Here is a 13,901-nt window from a genome sequence, read left to right on the forward strand (position 1 = left end):
AGCCCGTAGCGCTCGTCACCGCGACCTACGTGCTGCCGGATCGCGACGATTGATCGAGGGTCCTTCGGTTACGGCGAACACGCCTGCCTATTCTTATGCCCAATCTTTGGAGAAATCAACGTGGTAGACGCCATAGGCGCCCCACGGCGAGTATTTGAAGTGTGATCATCAGCGAAAAGGTCCAGCGCCAAGCGGCGTCCGGATAGTGCCCGTTCGTTGGTGGCCAGAGCTCTATCATCCAACCCACGGCGTACTGGAGCATAAATCCTCCCAAGGTTGCGGCCATATTGAGCAGGCTGATCAGCCGTCCGGAGAGATGTGACGGTAATTCGGCAGCGAGCCAGGCGTAGGTGAGGATAGGGCCGACGGTGAGCAGCCCGAATGCGATCCACAGCAGATTGATGCCAGGCAACGGTAGCCAGACGATCATGCCCTGCACTGCGACGAAACCGATCGACATGATTCTCATCGGTCGAATCAACGGCACGCCACGCTGGAGCAAGCGGTCGGTGATTGCACTGAGTAACAGCTGGCCTACCACGATGGCTGTCGCCAATCCCAGTAGGTAGAGGGCAGTGATCCTGTCGCTCAATCCGACGACCTCGCGCATCCAGCCGCCCGCCCAGAGCCCTTGCCAGGCCAGCCAACTACCTTCGCACAGCAATGTCATCGGCCAGAGTCGCATGAACAGAGGGTGGCGTATCACCGCCATTAGTCCGTCCAAGGAAGCGTCACCGGCCCTGCGCTCGGCGGGATGCGTGGGCACCACTGCCCAGATCAATAAGGCCAGTAGCAGCGTAACGGCCGCCAGCGTGTGGAAGAGCGTTTGCCAATCGAGCATCCGAAGCAGCGCCTCAGTGGGCAGGGTGGCCAGTAGCGCACCCAATCCCGACAGGCCCAACAGCGCACCGTTCGCCAGGGCCAGCCGCTCGGCGGGCCACCACAACACGTTGGCCCGATACGCGCCTGCCCAGCAGGCGCCCAAACCCACCCCCATCAGCAATCTCCCGGCCAGGGCGGCCTGGTAGTCTGGGAAGGTGAACAGCCAGGCGCCTAGTGCCGCCACGACCATGAAGGAAGCGACGGTTCGGCGCGAGCCAAAGCGATCCAGCAGCAAGCCTACCGGGATCTGCACCAGCGCCAATGCCAACAGGAAGACGCTGGAGAGAAGTCCCAACTGCTCGGGGCCGATATTGAGATTCTGGCGCAGCGCCGGCGCGATCACGCCATTGACGTTGCGATAGAGCTCCGAGATCAGGTAGGCCAGCATGAAGGGAGTAAAGACTAGCAAGAGACGTGCTCTTCCGGAGATGTGATTATCGCAAGTTTTCACGGGGGCTCGCGGTTGTTGGAATTTGTTGAGATCGTAATTTCTAGCTGCAGCAGCGACGATCGCGTAATACGCTGGAAAAACCTGCAACTTTTTCAGGTATCGGAATGACGCGAAGCACGCTTCCCTACCATGCCCTGCACGTCTTGGTCACCGTGGCCGATCGTGGCAGCATCCGCGCTGCCGCAAGACACATCGGCCGTTCGGAATCAGCCGTCAGTCACCTGCTCAAGGATCTGGAGCGACGTCTGGGGAGGACATTGCTGGAACGCAAAGGACGCGGCATCGAACTTACGCCACTGGCCTTGCGCTATGTGAGCCGGCTGCGCGAGCCGTTTCAACACATCGATCAGGCAACGACGGAATTCGTCGCCGAGCCGCTAACCCACCATGTCGTGCTGACGCTGCCACCAGTGCTTGCCACGCTATGGCTGGTGCCAGCTATCACGGCCTTCGAGCAGGCGCTGCCGGAGATCGAACTGCGCTTGGTTACGACCAATCGGACGCTGGACCTATGCCGCGACGGTATCGATATGGCGATTCGCTATCGCGCCGATGGCCGCTCCGGCGTGCAGGCCATGCTGACGTTGCCGGAGTATGCCTTTCCGGTCTGCGCCCCATCGCTGGACGAGCGGCTGCGAACGCAGCCGTCGGCGCTGGGGAAGATGCGGCGTCTGATCAACGATGCTCATTATGAAGAGTGGTCCCTTTGGCAGCGCACTCGGGATGAGCCGGTCGCACTTTCCGCGTGGACCGAGCGACTGGCTGATTCCACCCTGACGTTGGAAGCGGCGGCACAAGGTTATGCCGTGGCTATGGGGCGCACCCCGTTGGTCAATGGCCTGTTGACGTCGGGCCGCCTGTTCGCGCCGCTGGGAACACACTATGCCACCGGCGCCATCTATGAGGTGGTATTCAATGAGCAGTCCGCGCATTCGGAGGCCTGCCACCGTGTCGCCGACTGGATCGGGCGGCAATTCGCTCTCCCTGCGCTGACAGGGAAAACATCGATGCCCACGCTGTCGTCTTGATCGGCGACACCTTGTGCATTCCTGTTTTCCTCGTCTCGGCGACAACGAGCCCGTAGCGCTCGTCACCGCGACCTACGTGCTGCCGGATCGCGACGATTGATCTCCGTTGACTCGACCGCGGTCACGCCTGGCCCGTGACCGGCCGCTGACGCCAGGCGCTCCACGCCAGCACCAGCCACCCCGCCATCAGCAGCAGACCGCCGAAGGGCGTGACGACCCCCAGCACTCGCATTCCGCCGAGCACCAGCAGGTAGAGCGAACCGCTGAACAGCACCATCCCCGCGAACCACAGCCCGACGGCCAGACGCTGTCCGCGCAGGGCCTGTTTCCCCTGCCAGCCGAGCACGGCCATGACCGCCAGCGTGTGCCACGCCTGGTAGCGCACGGCGGTGTGGAAGACCTCGAGATCGCGCGGCGTCAGCGTGTTCGCCAGCGCGTGAGCGCCGAAGGCACCGGCCGCCACGATCAGAAACCCACTCAGGGCGGCAAAAAACCAGGGCCACTTTTGGTGCATGTTGCGACTCCTCGATGGCGGCTATGCTTCTGGAGGGCGTCAGCCGCGGAATTGACGCCCGCTAGTCTAGCGCGTAAAAAACCGGCTCGGCAGCCGCCTGCCAGCGTTTGCGACGTCATCGTTACCCATAAGGATTTCCGAGATGGATTTCATCAACACGCTTCACGACGCGGTCTATGCGGTCATGACCCCGGTCAGCGATTTTGTCTGGACCTATATTCTCCTGTACCTGCTGCTGGGCGCCGGGCTCCTGTTCACCGTGCTCACGCGCTTCATGCAGTTCCGGCTGTTCGGTCACATGGCGCGGGTCACGTTCAACAGTCGCGGTTCGGGGACGGGCGTCAGCGGCTTTCAGGCCTTCGCGACATCGCTGGCGGCCAGGGTCGGTACCGGGAACCTGGCAGGCGTGGCGATTGCGCTGTGGGTCGGTGGCCCCGGGGCGATCTTCTGGATGTGGATGACGGCGCTGGTCGGCTTCGCCACCTCGTTCATCGAGTCGACCCTGGCCCAGACCTACAAGAAGCGCAACGAGGATGGCGTCTTCCGCGGCGGCCCCGCCTACTACATCGAGCGGGCGCTGGGACAGCGCTGGATGAGCGTGCTGTTCGCGGTCTTCCTGCTGATCGCCTACGGGCTCGCGTTCAACGGCGCGCAGTCCAATACCATCGCACAGGGCCTGTCCCAGGCGTTCTCGATTCCCAACTGGGTGACCGGTGTCATACTGGTGATCATCACCGGGCTGGTCATCTACGGTGGACTCAAGTCCGTGGCGCGCACCGCCGAGAAGATCGTGCCGATCATGGCCATCGGTTACTTCCTGGTGGCGCTGTACGTACTGGTGGTGAATATCAGCGAAGTGCCCGCGATGCTGGAGCTGATCGTCAAGAGCGCCTTCGGCTACGGCCCCGCCGTCGGCGGTGCGGTGGGCTACACCATCAAGATCGCGATGGAAAACGGCATCAAGCGCGGCCTGTTCTCCAACGAGGCGGGCATGGGCTCGGCGCCCAACGCCGCCGCCCAGGCCGACGTCAAGCACCCGGCGGCGCAGGGGCTGGTGCAGTCCTTCGGCGTGTTCATCGATACCCTGGTCATCTGCAGCTGCACCGCGGTGGTGATCCTGCTTTCCGGCGTCTACGAACGCCTGATGAGTACGTCTCCGGGGCAGGATATCGTCGGCATCCAGTTGACCCAGGATGCGATGGTCGACCACCTCGGCAGCTTCGGCGAGATCTTCATCGCGATTGCGATCTTCCTGTTCGCGTTCACCTCGATCATCGCCAATTTCTCCTACTCGCAGATCAATATCGAGTACCTGTTCAAGCGCCATGCCAAGGCGGCGGTATCGGTATTGCGCGTCGCGGTGCTGGCGATGGTGATGATCGGTTCCGTGGCGCAACTGCAGTTCGTGTGGGACTTCGCCGATCTCGCCATGGGGCTGATGGCCACCACCAACCTCGTTGCCATTCTGCTGTTGTGCCCCGTCGCCCTGCGCGTGCTCAAGGATTACGAGCGCCAGCGCAAGGATGGCGTGCGCGAGCCGACCTTCGACCCCAAGGGCGTGCTGAAGCGGCCCGAGCAGGTCGATGCCGATGTCTGGCCGGCGCGCGAGAGCACCGTCTAAGTTCCGCGCGAGGCTTGACCGGGATGCCTGATTCTCCTGGAGGCGCTACAATGCGCCTCCTCGAGATCCGCTTCAGGGAGAGCCGTCATGCAGATTCAGCTCAACGGTGAGCCCAGTCAGTTCGATGGCGAGCCGACGCTGGCTCAACTGGTCGACTCGCTCGGCCTGTCGGGGCGGCGCATCGCCATCGAGGTCAACGAGGAGATCGTGCCACGCAGCCTGCACGCGCAGACACGCCTGAACGACGGCGACAGCGTGGAGATCGTGCACGCCATCGGTGGCGGCTGAATCGCCGCCTGATTCACGACCAGGAGCCATCCATGTCCCAGCCGATTCAGGACGCCCCGTTGACCGTCGCCGGACGTCGCTTTGCCTCTCGCCTGCTGGTCGGCACCGGCAAGTATCGCGACTTCGAAGAGACCGCCGCGGCGATCGAGGCCAGCGCTGCCGATGTGGTGACGTTCGCGGTTCGCCGGACCAATCTGGGCCAGAATCCGGACGAGCCCAATCTGCTCGACGCCATTTCACCGTCACGCTACACGCTGCTGCCCAATACCGCCGGCTGCTATACCGCCAAGGACGCCGTGCGGACCTGCAGGCTCGCCCGCGAACTGCTCGATGGCCACAACCTGGTCAAGCTCGAGGTCCTGGGTGACGACAAGACGCTCTATCCCAATGTGGTCGAGACGCTGGCGGCCGCCGAGACGCTGGTCAACGACGGTTTCGACGTCATGGTCTATACCAGCGACGATCCCATCGTGGCCAAGGAGCTGGAAAAACGTGGCTGCTGCGCGGTGATGCCGCTGGGATCGCTGATCGGTTCCGGCAACGGCCTGCTCAATCCGGCGACGCTGGCGATCATCCTCGAGCACGCCGAGGTGCCGGTACTGGTCGATGCGGGCATCGGTACGGCGTCCGATGCGGCGCTGGCGATGGAGATGGGCTGCGATGGCGTACTGATGAACTCCGCCATCGCCCACGCCAGGCATCCGGTGATGATGGCCAATGCCATGCGCAAGGCGGTCGAAGCCGGACGCGAGGCGTTCCTCGCCGAGCGCATGCCACGCCGCCAGAGCGCCAGCCCCTCTTCGCCGTTCGCCGGGCGTATCAACGGCTGAGCCTTGCCATCGACGCCCATGGGGCCGCCTTTTGCCGGCGGCCATTTCCCTCTCTTTTGCCTGTTGATTCCTCTGCATGACTGACAAGACGACGCCTGACAACGAATCCGTCACCGATACGCCCGCGCGCCGAGGCATCAAGAGCTACGTGCTGCGGGCCGGCCGCATGACGGCGGCGCAGGAGCGCGGCCTGAAGGAGGTCTGGCCCAGATGGGGGCTGACGGTGGCCGATGGCCGCCAGGATCTCGAGCAACTGTTCGGCCGCCAGGCCCCCTGCGTGGTGGAGATCGGTTTCGGCATGGGCAAGTCCCTGGTCGAGCAGGCGGAAAGCCATCCCGAGACCGACTTCATCGGCATCGAGGTCCACGCGCCCGGCGTGGGCAAGCTGCTAGACGAGGCGGACAAGCGCGGGCTCACCAACCTGCGGGTCTATCGCGAGGATGCGCTGGCCGTACTGGCGGACTGCCTGCCGGAGGCGAGCATCGATACGCTACAGCTCTTTTTCCCCGATCCGTGGCCCAAGAAGAAGCATCACAAGCGGCGGATCGTGCAGCTGCCGTTCGTCGAGCTGGTGCGTTCCCGTCTCGAGCCGGGCGGCAAGCTGCACATGGCGACCGACTGGCAGGCCTACGCCGAGTTCATGGCAGAGGTCATGGCCGAGGCGCCGGGGTTCGTCAACACCGCACCGGCCGAAATGGCGCCCTTCGTCGAGCGTCCCGCCTTCCGTCCGCTGACCAAGTTCGAAAGCCGCGGCGAGCGCCTGGGGCATGGCGTCTGGGACCTCATCTATCGCCGAGATTGATCGCGCCGGTGGTCCCTCCGGCAACGCTCAATGCGCACAGCCATCGAAGTGCCGCAAGCGGTAGTTGGCGACCAGCACGATCGCCACGCCCAGCAGCGCCAGGGCCATCCCGCCGAGCTGGAGCGTGTCAACGCTCTCGCCGAACATCCACGCGCTCCACAACAGCGTGACCGGCGGCGTCAGGTAGATGGCGCTGGAGACCGCGTTGATGCCGACACGACGCAGGCAGACGGTGAAGAAGCCGTAGCCGCCGAAGCTCGACAGCGCGATCAGCCAACCCAGTGTCTGCCAGGTCATCAACTCACTGCCCGGGCGCTCGAGCTGGCCGTCGCCCAGCGCCGCGACCAGAAAGACCAGGCTCGCCGCGCTGAGCTGCGCCGTCAACGTGGCCGGCATGCCGAGGCCCGACGGACGCCGGGAGGCGAGTACGCTGCCGAGGGTCACGCTGACCACCGACAGCAGCGGCAGCACGTAGGCCCAGCCGATCGCGCTGCCGGCACCCTGCCAATCTCCTGCGATGCACAAGGCGACGCCGGTCGCCGCGACACCGAGACCTGCCCAGGCCACCGGCGGAAGCTGCTCGCGCAGCCAGAGGGTGGCGATGGCGGCTGCCAGCAGCGGCTGCTGGGCGGTGATCAAGGCGGTGGCCCCGGCGCTGACGCCCAGGCCGACGGCCAGCATCACGCCAAGCAGATAGCCACCCATGGTGAGCGCGCCGACTCCCATCTCGCGCAGCCAGCCGGAGAGTGTCGCCGCGCGTCGGCGGCTCAGCGACCACCATAGCGCGGCGATCGAGGCCGCGAGCAGGAAGCGCCAGGCAAACAGGTCCATCGCTGACATCGGTGCCTCATCCGCCAGGCGGCTGCCGATGAAGCCGGAGCTCCAGCAGAGCACGAAGCCGGTCATCAGGGCTGCGTTCAGCGTCGCGTTGCGCATGCCAACTCCTCCTCTTGTCTCGGGACGATGCGGCTTGAGTCTGCGCGCGCTTGCGGATTCAATGAATCGAATAAAAATCGATTGGTGTTCAATATGATTGAAGTCAGCTCCACGCTCGATCTCGAACTGCTGCGCACATTCCAGGTGGTTGCCCAGACGGGGTCGCTGGCGGCCACGGCGGAGATCCGCCACCGCACGCTCAGCGCCATCAGCATGCAGATGAAGCGGTTGGAGACCGAGCTGGACGTGCGGCTGCTCGAGCGTGGTTCGAGAGGGGTATCGCTGACCCCGAGTGGCGAGGTGCTGTTGCGCGAAGCCCGCGAGCTGCTGCGCGTCCACGACACCCTGATCAGCCGGTTCAGCGGCGAGCGCCTGAGTGGCCGCGTCCGACTGGGCATCCCCGAGGACTATGCCCGCGAGCTGCTCGACGACACCCTGCCCCAGTTCATGGCGCGCTATCCGGGCATCCTGCTGGACGTCAACACCGATACCAGCGGCCGCCTGGCGCGGGCACTCAGGAAGCGTCAGCTCGACCTGGCCATCGTGCTCGACCATGCCACGGGGCTGGAGGGGGGCGAAACGCTATGGCACCCCACGCCGGTGTGGGCGGCGCCGATTCAGGGCGCCATTCACCGGGAGGCGGTGGTACCGCTGGCGGTCCATCCCGAGCAGTGTCCCTATCGTCATCTGGCGATCGAGGGGCTCGACGCGATCCAGCGACCGTGGCGAACCGTCTTCACCAGCACCAGCATCCACGCGGTGGAGAAGGCCATCGAGACCGGCATGGCGATCGGTGTGCTCGATCGCGAACGGGTCACCACGGCGATGCGGGCCCTGGACGAGAGCGACGGTCTGCCGCCGATCCGGCGATGTGTCGCCCGACTGCACTTCGCCCAGGCGATCGATGCCGCGTCGCAACCCGCCGTCGAGGCTCTGGCCCAGTTGCTCCGGGAGCGATTGCACGGTCGCGGGCCCTGGCAGCGGGACGCCTTGAGTGGACGCGATACCGGACAGCGGCCGCGGGCATGAAAAAAGCCGCCCCTGGCGGGGCGGCACTAAGGACCGTGACTAGCTTGATGAGGAGATAACCATGGCAGGAACCTGACATTCGCTGCTGTGGTCAGTGGCGTTTGGCGACGCCACGAGAGAAAGGTTAATCATTCTCATTTGTGATTGCAAGCGTAACGAGAATCTTTTTTATTTGCACTCGTCAACTCACACCGAAGGCGTGCAGCAGCAACGGCAGGGTCGCCATCGCCAGTAGCGTCTGACCGGTGATCACGGCGGCCATCAGCTCGGCGTCGCCGCCCAGCTGACGGGCCAGACTGTAGGCGGAGGTGGCGGTCGGCAGCGCGGCGAACAGCAGTGCCACGTCGCGATCCGCGCCATGCAGACCGACGGCCCAGGCCAACGCCACCACGATCAATGGCGTCACGATCAGCTTGAGTCCACTCGATAGCCAGAATGCCTTGCCGCTGTGCCAGAGCGCCTGAGGCCGCAGGGCAACCCCCACTGCCACCAGCCCCAGCGGCAGCGCGGCGTTGCCGAGCAGGCTGATGGCCTCGAAGCTCCAGCCGGGCAGGCCGACGTCGCCAAGATTCAAGGCGACGCCCAGCAGGCAGGCGAGAATCAACGGATTGCGCAGCAGCGCCAGGGCGCTCTGGCGCAGACTGGCGCTACCCAGCGTGCCGGAGGCGATGAACGCCAGCACGCAGAGGATGTTGGCCGTGGGGACCATCAGCGCGACGGCGACGGCCGCTACCGTGGTGCCGGCCGCACCGTGCAGGGCCGTGGCACCGGCGACGCCGACATAGGTATTGAAGCGCACCACGCCCTGGAAGGCGGAAGTGAAGGCGGCCGGCGCCAGCTGGAGGCGATGCCGCATCAGCCACAGTCCCAGACCCATCATCGTCATGGTGCCGACCAGCGTCACCCCGAGCCGGATGACCGGGACCTGGCTGACGTCGGCGGTGGCCAGTGTCGCCACCAGCATCGCAGGGAACAGCAGGTAGTAGATGAAGCGCTCGAGCCGTGGCCAGAAATCGCCGCCCGGAAAACGTGCCCAACCCAGCCCCGCACCGAGTAAAATCAACAGAAATAGCGGGCCCAGGGCGTTCGCGATGTCGCTCATGTGTCATCCTTGTCGAGCGCTTCGGTGATGTAGCGCCGGTGATGGCCAGTCTATCGACTAATGCCCAACGCTTGGAGTCTCTGAAAGTCCATGGCTGCCTACGAAGAGGAAACCACCCGACCCCGCATGCTCAATCTGCTGATCGGGGTCACCCTGATGACGATCGTCATCGCGCTCTGGTATCTACTCGATTACTACTATCTGCGGGAGTCGACCCGCGACGTGACCTGGTATCCGCCGGCACAGGGCTGCGTATTGCTGGAGGGCGGGTGCCACGCCAACCTGGGGATCGACTCGTCGGTGGCGTTCGCGCTGCAGGAGGCGCATGACGAGGCCGGCACGCTGACGTTCGAGGCCCGTGTCCAGGGCCGCTCGCCGCAGTCGGTGACGGTCCAGTTCATTGGCCGCGACATGAACGTGCATTCACGTCGTCTCGCGCTGCAGTCGCAGGGGAATGGGCTGTTCGTCGGAGAGGGGAACCTGGGGCTGTGCAGCGCGCATGTGGACGCCTGGCGGGCCCAGGTGGTCGTGCTCAGTGACCACGGCCTGAAAGGGAGCTGGTTCGATTTCGACAGCCATGACCTGGGCAGCGGGACGATGGGGCGTAAAGACAAGCGCTGCCTGTAAACATCGACGCCGGCCTGGAAGGGCCGGCGTCGGGGAGGACGTGCGGTACGCGGTACAGCGTCTAGCTGTCGTCGTTGTCACCGTCGTCGCTGCTGCCGTCGTCGGCGGCATCGTCAGGATTGATCGCGAGCAGTTCGACCTTGAACTGCAGGGCCTGGTTGGGGCCGATGGGGCCGCCGGTGCCGGCCGGGCCGTACGCCAGGTCGGAGGGAACTGTGATTTCCCAGGTATCGCCGACGTGCATCATCGTCAGCGCTTCCTGCCAGCCCGGAATGACCTGGTCGACCTTGAACGAGATCGGCTCGCCGCGCTTGTAGGAGCTGTCGAACACGGTACCGTCCGGCAGGGTGCCCTCGTAGTTGACGCGGACGGTATCGTCGGCGCTCGGGGATTCGCCGTCACCGGACTCGAGAACCTTGTACTGCAGGCCGGAATCGGTGGTCTTGACGCCATCCTTCTTGGCGTTTTCCGCGAGGAAGGCTTCGCTCTTCTTGCGGTTCTCGTCGGCGACTTTCTTCTGCTCGGCCTTCTGTTCGGCCACTTTCTTCTGCTGATACTGGGTCAGCGTGGTGCTGATCTCGTCCTGGCTCATCTGCAGATCGTCGTCGCCATAGACATCCTTGATCGCCGCCGCGAACGCGTCGACGTCGAGATCCTTGATGTCCTTGGACAGGCCCTGACCGAGTGTGGCGCCGATGCTGTAGCTGAGTTTCGCCTGATCGCTGTCGAGATCGACCTTGTCCTGGGCGAGAGCCGTTAGCGGCAGCGTCATGATGCTGCCGAGGGCGACGGCGGTTACCAAACGTTTCATGCAAACTCCTTGGGTCAGGATTGAAACCGATGCTGGCCAGTGTGCGAAAGAAGCCTCAAACACCGGTGGGTGGTCGTGATGTGACTCTAACAGGTGGATTTTGGTTCCGCATCCGGGGCATCGATTATCCAGCGCGCCAGCAGACGACGTAACGGCGGGTAATCCTCGGAGGGCACCTCGCGCAGCATCCGACAACTGTCCAGCGCCTGTTCGATGGCCGCAGCCGTCATGGCCTCGAGGGCTGGCAAGGCGGCCAGCCGCGCCAGCATTTCACGCTCGGCCTGCAGTTCCGCCTGCTTGAGAGTCTGGCGCAGCGGCTCCAGTCGGGGGTGGCGCGACACCTCGGCTTTCAGCGCCCGGCGGCGACTGCGCAGCGGCACGGTCATTTCCTGTTGCCAGCGCCTCGCCGCGGCCAGGGCCTGGCCGGCCTCGGGATCGGGGCGCAGATGGCGTTCGCTCAGCCAGGCGACCCACAGCAGTTCGCAGATATCCCAGCCATGATCATCCTGGAGCCTCAGGCATTCGGCTTCGACGCCGGGGCGGGCGTAGCGGTTCAGGGCGTAGGTCCAGAGCGAACCGGATAGATCGTCGGCGGGCATGGCACTCCATACCGATGGCGGATGGCTGGTAGAATGAGCGCCCATTCGACGCGCCCTGGAGCCCGGCATGATCGCATTTCGCCAACTCGCCCTGCAACGCGGCACCCGACGGCTGTTCGAGGGCGCCGACCTGGTGCTGCACGAGGGCCAGAAGGTCGGCATCGTCGGTGCCAACGGTGCCGGCAAATCGAGCCTGTTCGCGCTGATCCGGGGGGAGCTGGGCGCGGATGCCGGCAGCGTCGAGATTGCCGGTGGCAAGCGCATCGCCCACATGGCTCAGGAGGTCTCGGCCATCGAGCGGCCGCTGGTGGAGTTCGTGCTCGACGGCGACGTGACCCTGCGCGAGACGGAAGCGGCACTGGCCGAGGCCCAGGCCAGCGGCGACGTGCAGCGCGAGGCGTCGCTGCATGGTCAGATCGAGGCCCTCGACGGCTATACCGCCCGGTCCCGGGCCGAGCAGCTGCTGGCCGGCCTGGGATTCGCGCAGGAGGATCTCTATCGCCCGCTGGCGGCGTTCTCCGGTGGCTGGCGGATGCGCGTCGGCCTGGCCCGGACGCTGTTCACCCCCTCCGAGATCCTGCTGCTGGACGAGCCGACCAACCACCTGGACCTGGATGCGCTGCTATGGCTCGAGCAGTGGCTGACGCGTTACCCCGGCACGCTGATGCTGATCTCCCACGATCGCGATTTTCTCGACGCGGTCTGTGACCACATCCTGCATATCGACCAGGCGCAACTGATGCTCTACCGCGGCCATTACAGCGCCTTCGAGCGCGCCCGTGCCGAGCGGCTGGCGCAGCAGCAGGCGGCGTTCGAGAAGCAGCAGGCCCGACGCGCCGAGATCGAGAGCTTCGTCGAGCGCTTCCGGGCCAAGGCGACCAAGGCGCGCCAGGCCCAGAGCCGCCTGAAAATGCTCGAGCGGATGGAAAACATCGCCGCCGCCCGCGCCGACTCCCCGTTTCGCTTTCGGCTGCCCTGCGCGGACAAGACCTCCACGCCGCTGCTGTCGTTGGATCGGGCAGCGCTGGGCTATGCCGACCGTACGATTCTCGAGGAAGTGAAAGTGTCGATCCTGCCCGGCGAGCGCATCGGCTTGCTGGGGCCCAATGGCGCGGGCAAGTCGACGCTGATCAAGACCCTGATCGGCGACCTGCCGCCGCTCGCTGGCACGCGCGTTCCAGGGGACAACCTGGTGGTCGGCTATTACGCCCAGCATCAGCTCGAGCATCTGGATGTGACCGCCACGCCGTTCATGCACGTGCAGCGACTCTCGCCGACGGCCGGCGATCTCTCGATCCGCAACTTCCTGGGCGGTTTCGGCTTCCGCGGCGACGACGTCTTTGGTGACGTCTCGCGCTTCTCCGGTGGCGAGAAGGCGCGGCTGGCACTGGCGCTGGTGGCGTGGGAAAAGCCCAACCTGCTGCTGCTGGACGAGCCCACCAACCATCTCGACCTGGACATGCGCGAGGCGTTGGCCGAGGCGCTGGCGGAGTACGAGGGCGCGGTGATCATCGTCTCCCACGATCGCCATCTGCTGCGGGCCAGCGTCGACACCTTCTGGCGTGTGGACGACGGGCGGGTCGAGCCCTTCGACGGCGATCTCGACGACTATCATCAGTGGCTGAAGTCCCGCGAGACGGAGCGCCGGCGCGACCTGAAGCAGGAGGCGCGCCAGGAGAAAGGCGCGGCGGACGGCGGTGATCGCAAGGCGGTGCGACGGGCGGCCGCAGAACGCCGCGAGCAGATGAAACCGCTGCGCAGGCAGCGCGATGCGGCGGAAAAGAAGCTCGACAGGGCCCAGGGTGCGCTTTCCGCGATCGAGGCTCAACTGGCGGATCCGGACATCTATGACGCCGGGCGCAAGGACGAACTGACACGGCTGGTGCGGGAACAGGGCGAGCGTCAGGCCGAAGTGGAACAACTCGAGAGCGAGTGGATGGCGGCGGAAGAGGCGCTGGAAGCGCTGGAGGCGGAGCTGATGCAGGCGGAGTCCTGAGCCGGTCTTGACGCCTCTCCCGAGCGTCTACACTGAGACGGAACGTCGTACTCAAGGAGAGAGTCCATGCCTTACGATTCCCGTGACGATATCCCCGACAGCGCGCGCAAGGTGCTGCCGCCACACGCCCGCACGATCTACAAGGAGGCGTTCAACGACGCCTGGGAAGAGTACAAGAACCCCGAGGATCGACGCGGCGACAGTTCGCGCGAAGAGGTCGCCCACGCCGTGGCCTGGAAGGCCGTCGAAGCGAAATACGCGAAGGGCGACGACGGCAACTGGCATCCGAAGGCTTGAGCTACGAGCTACGAGCTACGAGCTACGAGCTACGAGCTAAGAGCTAAGAGCTAAGAGCTAAGAGCTAAGAGCTAAGAGCTAAGAGCTA

15 protein-coding genes are annotated in these 13,901 nt (G+C 64.9%); 9 read left to right on the plus strand and 6 right to left on the minus strand.

What is annotated here, in order from left to right:
- Nucleotides 1-115: 115 nt before the first annotated feature.
- The gene (locus tag AC3AYF_RS06110; protein WP_295037702.1) at nucleotides 116-1,291 is read right to left on the minus strand and encodes an MFS transporter; all 1,176 of its coding nucleotides are present in this window, start codon (nucleotides 1,289-1,291) and stop codon (nucleotides 116-118) included.
- Nucleotides 1,292-1,437: 146 nt separating this feature from the next.
- Between AC3AYF_RS06110 and AC3AYF_RS06115 the strand changes: the two genes are divergently transcribed.
- On the plus strand, nucleotides 1,438-2,361 hold the full coding sequence (locus AC3AYF_RS06115) for a LysR substrate-binding domain-containing protein (protein ID WP_295037700.1): 924 nt from the start codon (nucleotides 1,438-1,440) through the stop codon (nucleotides 2,359-2,361).
- Nucleotides 2,362-2,482: 121 nt separating this feature from the next.
- Here AC3AYF_RS06115 and AC3AYF_RS06120 read toward each other — a convergent pair whose 3' ends face one another.
- Nucleotides 2,483-2,875: a DUF423 domain-containing protein gene (locus tag AC3AYF_RS06120; RefSeq protein ID WP_295037699.1), complete on the minus strand. Its 393-nt coding sequence runs from the start codon at nucleotides 2,873-2,875 to the stop codon at nucleotides 2,483-2,485.
- A gap of 142 nt (nucleotides 2,876-3,017) precedes the next feature.
- Here AC3AYF_RS06120 and AC3AYF_RS06125 point away from each other — a divergent pair, with 142 nt between their 5' ends.
- The 4 genes from AC3AYF_RS06125 to trmB all read left to right on the plus strand — a co-directional run bounded on the left by AC3AYF_RS06125 (nucleotide 3,018) and on the right by trmB (nucleotide 6,416).
- A complete protein-coding gene (locus AC3AYF_RS06125; protein WP_295037697.1) occupies nucleotides 3,018-4,496 on the plus strand; it encodes an alanine/glycine:cation symporter family protein in 1,479 nt (492 codons plus the stop codon).
- Nucleotides 4,497-4,583: 87 nt separating this feature from the next.
- A complete protein-coding gene (thiS, locus tag AC3AYF_RS06130; protein WP_295037695.1) occupies nucleotides 4,584-4,784 on the plus strand; it encodes a sulfur carrier protein ThiS in 201 nt (66 codons plus the stop codon).
- Between the two features lie 32 nt (nucleotides 4,785-4,816).
- Entirely contained in the window at nucleotides 4,817-5,614 is a 798-nt protein-coding gene (locus tag AC3AYF_RS06135; RefSeq protein WP_295037693.1) for a thiazole synthase, read from the plus strand.
- A 76-nt stretch (nucleotides 5,615-5,690) separates the two neighbouring features.
- Entirely contained in the window at nucleotides 5,691-6,416 is a 726-nt protein-coding gene (trmB, locus tag AC3AYF_RS06140) for a tRNA (guanosine(46)-N7)-methyltransferase TrmB (protein WP_295037691.1), read from the plus strand.
- Between the two features lie 27 nt (nucleotides 6,417-6,443).
- Here the strand turns inward: trmB and AC3AYF_RS06145 are convergent, their stop codons facing one another.
- Nucleotides 6,444-7,352, minus strand: coding sequence for a DMT family transporter (locus tag AC3AYF_RS06145; protein WP_295037689.1), 909 nt, complete (start codon nucleotides 7,350-7,352; stop codon nucleotides 6,444-6,446).
- Between the two features lie 93 nt (nucleotides 7,353-7,445).
- Here AC3AYF_RS06145 and AC3AYF_RS06150 point away from each other — a divergent pair, with 93 nt between their 5' ends.
- The gene (locus AC3AYF_RS06150; RefSeq protein WP_295037687.1) at nucleotides 7,446-8,381 is read left to right on the plus strand and encodes a LysR family transcriptional regulator; all 936 of its coding nucleotides are present in this window, start codon (nucleotides 7,446-7,448) and stop codon (nucleotides 8,379-8,381) included.
- A 181-nt stretch (nucleotides 8,382-8,562) separates the two neighbouring features.
- Here the strand turns inward: AC3AYF_RS06150 and AC3AYF_RS06155 are convergent, their stop codons facing one another.
- Nucleotides 8,563-9,483, minus strand: a complete 921-nt coding sequence (locus AC3AYF_RS06155; protein WP_487779517.1) for an AEC family transporter — start codon at nucleotides 9,481-9,483, stop codon at nucleotides 8,563-8,565.
- Nucleotides 9,484-9,573: 90 nt separating this feature from the next.
- On the opposite strand from AC3AYF_RS06155, the gene AC3AYF_RS06160 reads away from it, so the two are divergent.
- On the plus strand, nucleotides 9,574-10,110 hold the full coding sequence (locus AC3AYF_RS06160) for a hypothetical protein (protein ID WP_295037684.1): 537 nt from the start codon (nucleotides 9,574-9,576) through the stop codon (nucleotides 10,108-10,110).
- 61 nt (nucleotides 10,111-10,171) lie between these two features.
- Here AC3AYF_RS06160 and bamJ read toward each other — a convergent pair whose 3' ends face one another.
- Together bamJ and AC3AYF_RS06170 are read right to left on the minus strand one after the other, a co-directional pair.
- Nucleotides 10,172-10,921, minus strand: a complete 750-nt coding sequence (gene bamJ / locus AC3AYF_RS06165; protein WP_295037683.1) for a BamJ family beta-barrel-assembly machinery protein — start codon at nucleotides 10,919-10,921, stop codon at nucleotides 10,172-10,174.
- Between the two features lie 86 nt (nucleotides 10,922-11,007).
- The gene (locus tag AC3AYF_RS06170) at nucleotides 11,008-11,520 is read right to left on the minus strand and encodes a TIGR02444 family protein (RefSeq protein ID WP_295037681.1); all 513 of its coding nucleotides are present in this window, start codon (nucleotides 11,518-11,520) and stop codon (nucleotides 11,008-11,010) included.
- Nucleotides 11,521-11,587: 67 nt separating this feature from the next.
- Between AC3AYF_RS06170 and abc-f the strand changes: the two genes are divergently transcribed.
- Together abc-f and AC3AYF_RS06180 are read left to right on the plus strand one after the other, a co-directional pair.
- Nucleotides 11,588-13,516, plus strand: coding sequence for a ribosomal protection-like ABC-F family protein (gene abc-f / locus AC3AYF_RS06175; protein ID WP_295037679.1), 1,929 nt, complete (start codon nucleotides 11,588-11,590; stop codon nucleotides 13,514-13,516).
- Nucleotides 13,517-13,582: 66 nt separating this feature from the next.
- Nucleotides 13,583-13,813, plus strand: coding sequence for a ChaB family protein (locus AC3AYF_RS06180; protein ID WP_149436091.1), 231 nt, complete (start codon nucleotides 13,583-13,585; stop codon nucleotides 13,811-13,813).
- Nucleotides 13,814-13,901 lie beyond the last annotated feature (88 nt).

The sequence above is a fragment of the Salinicola sp. genome (assembly GCF_982684285.1).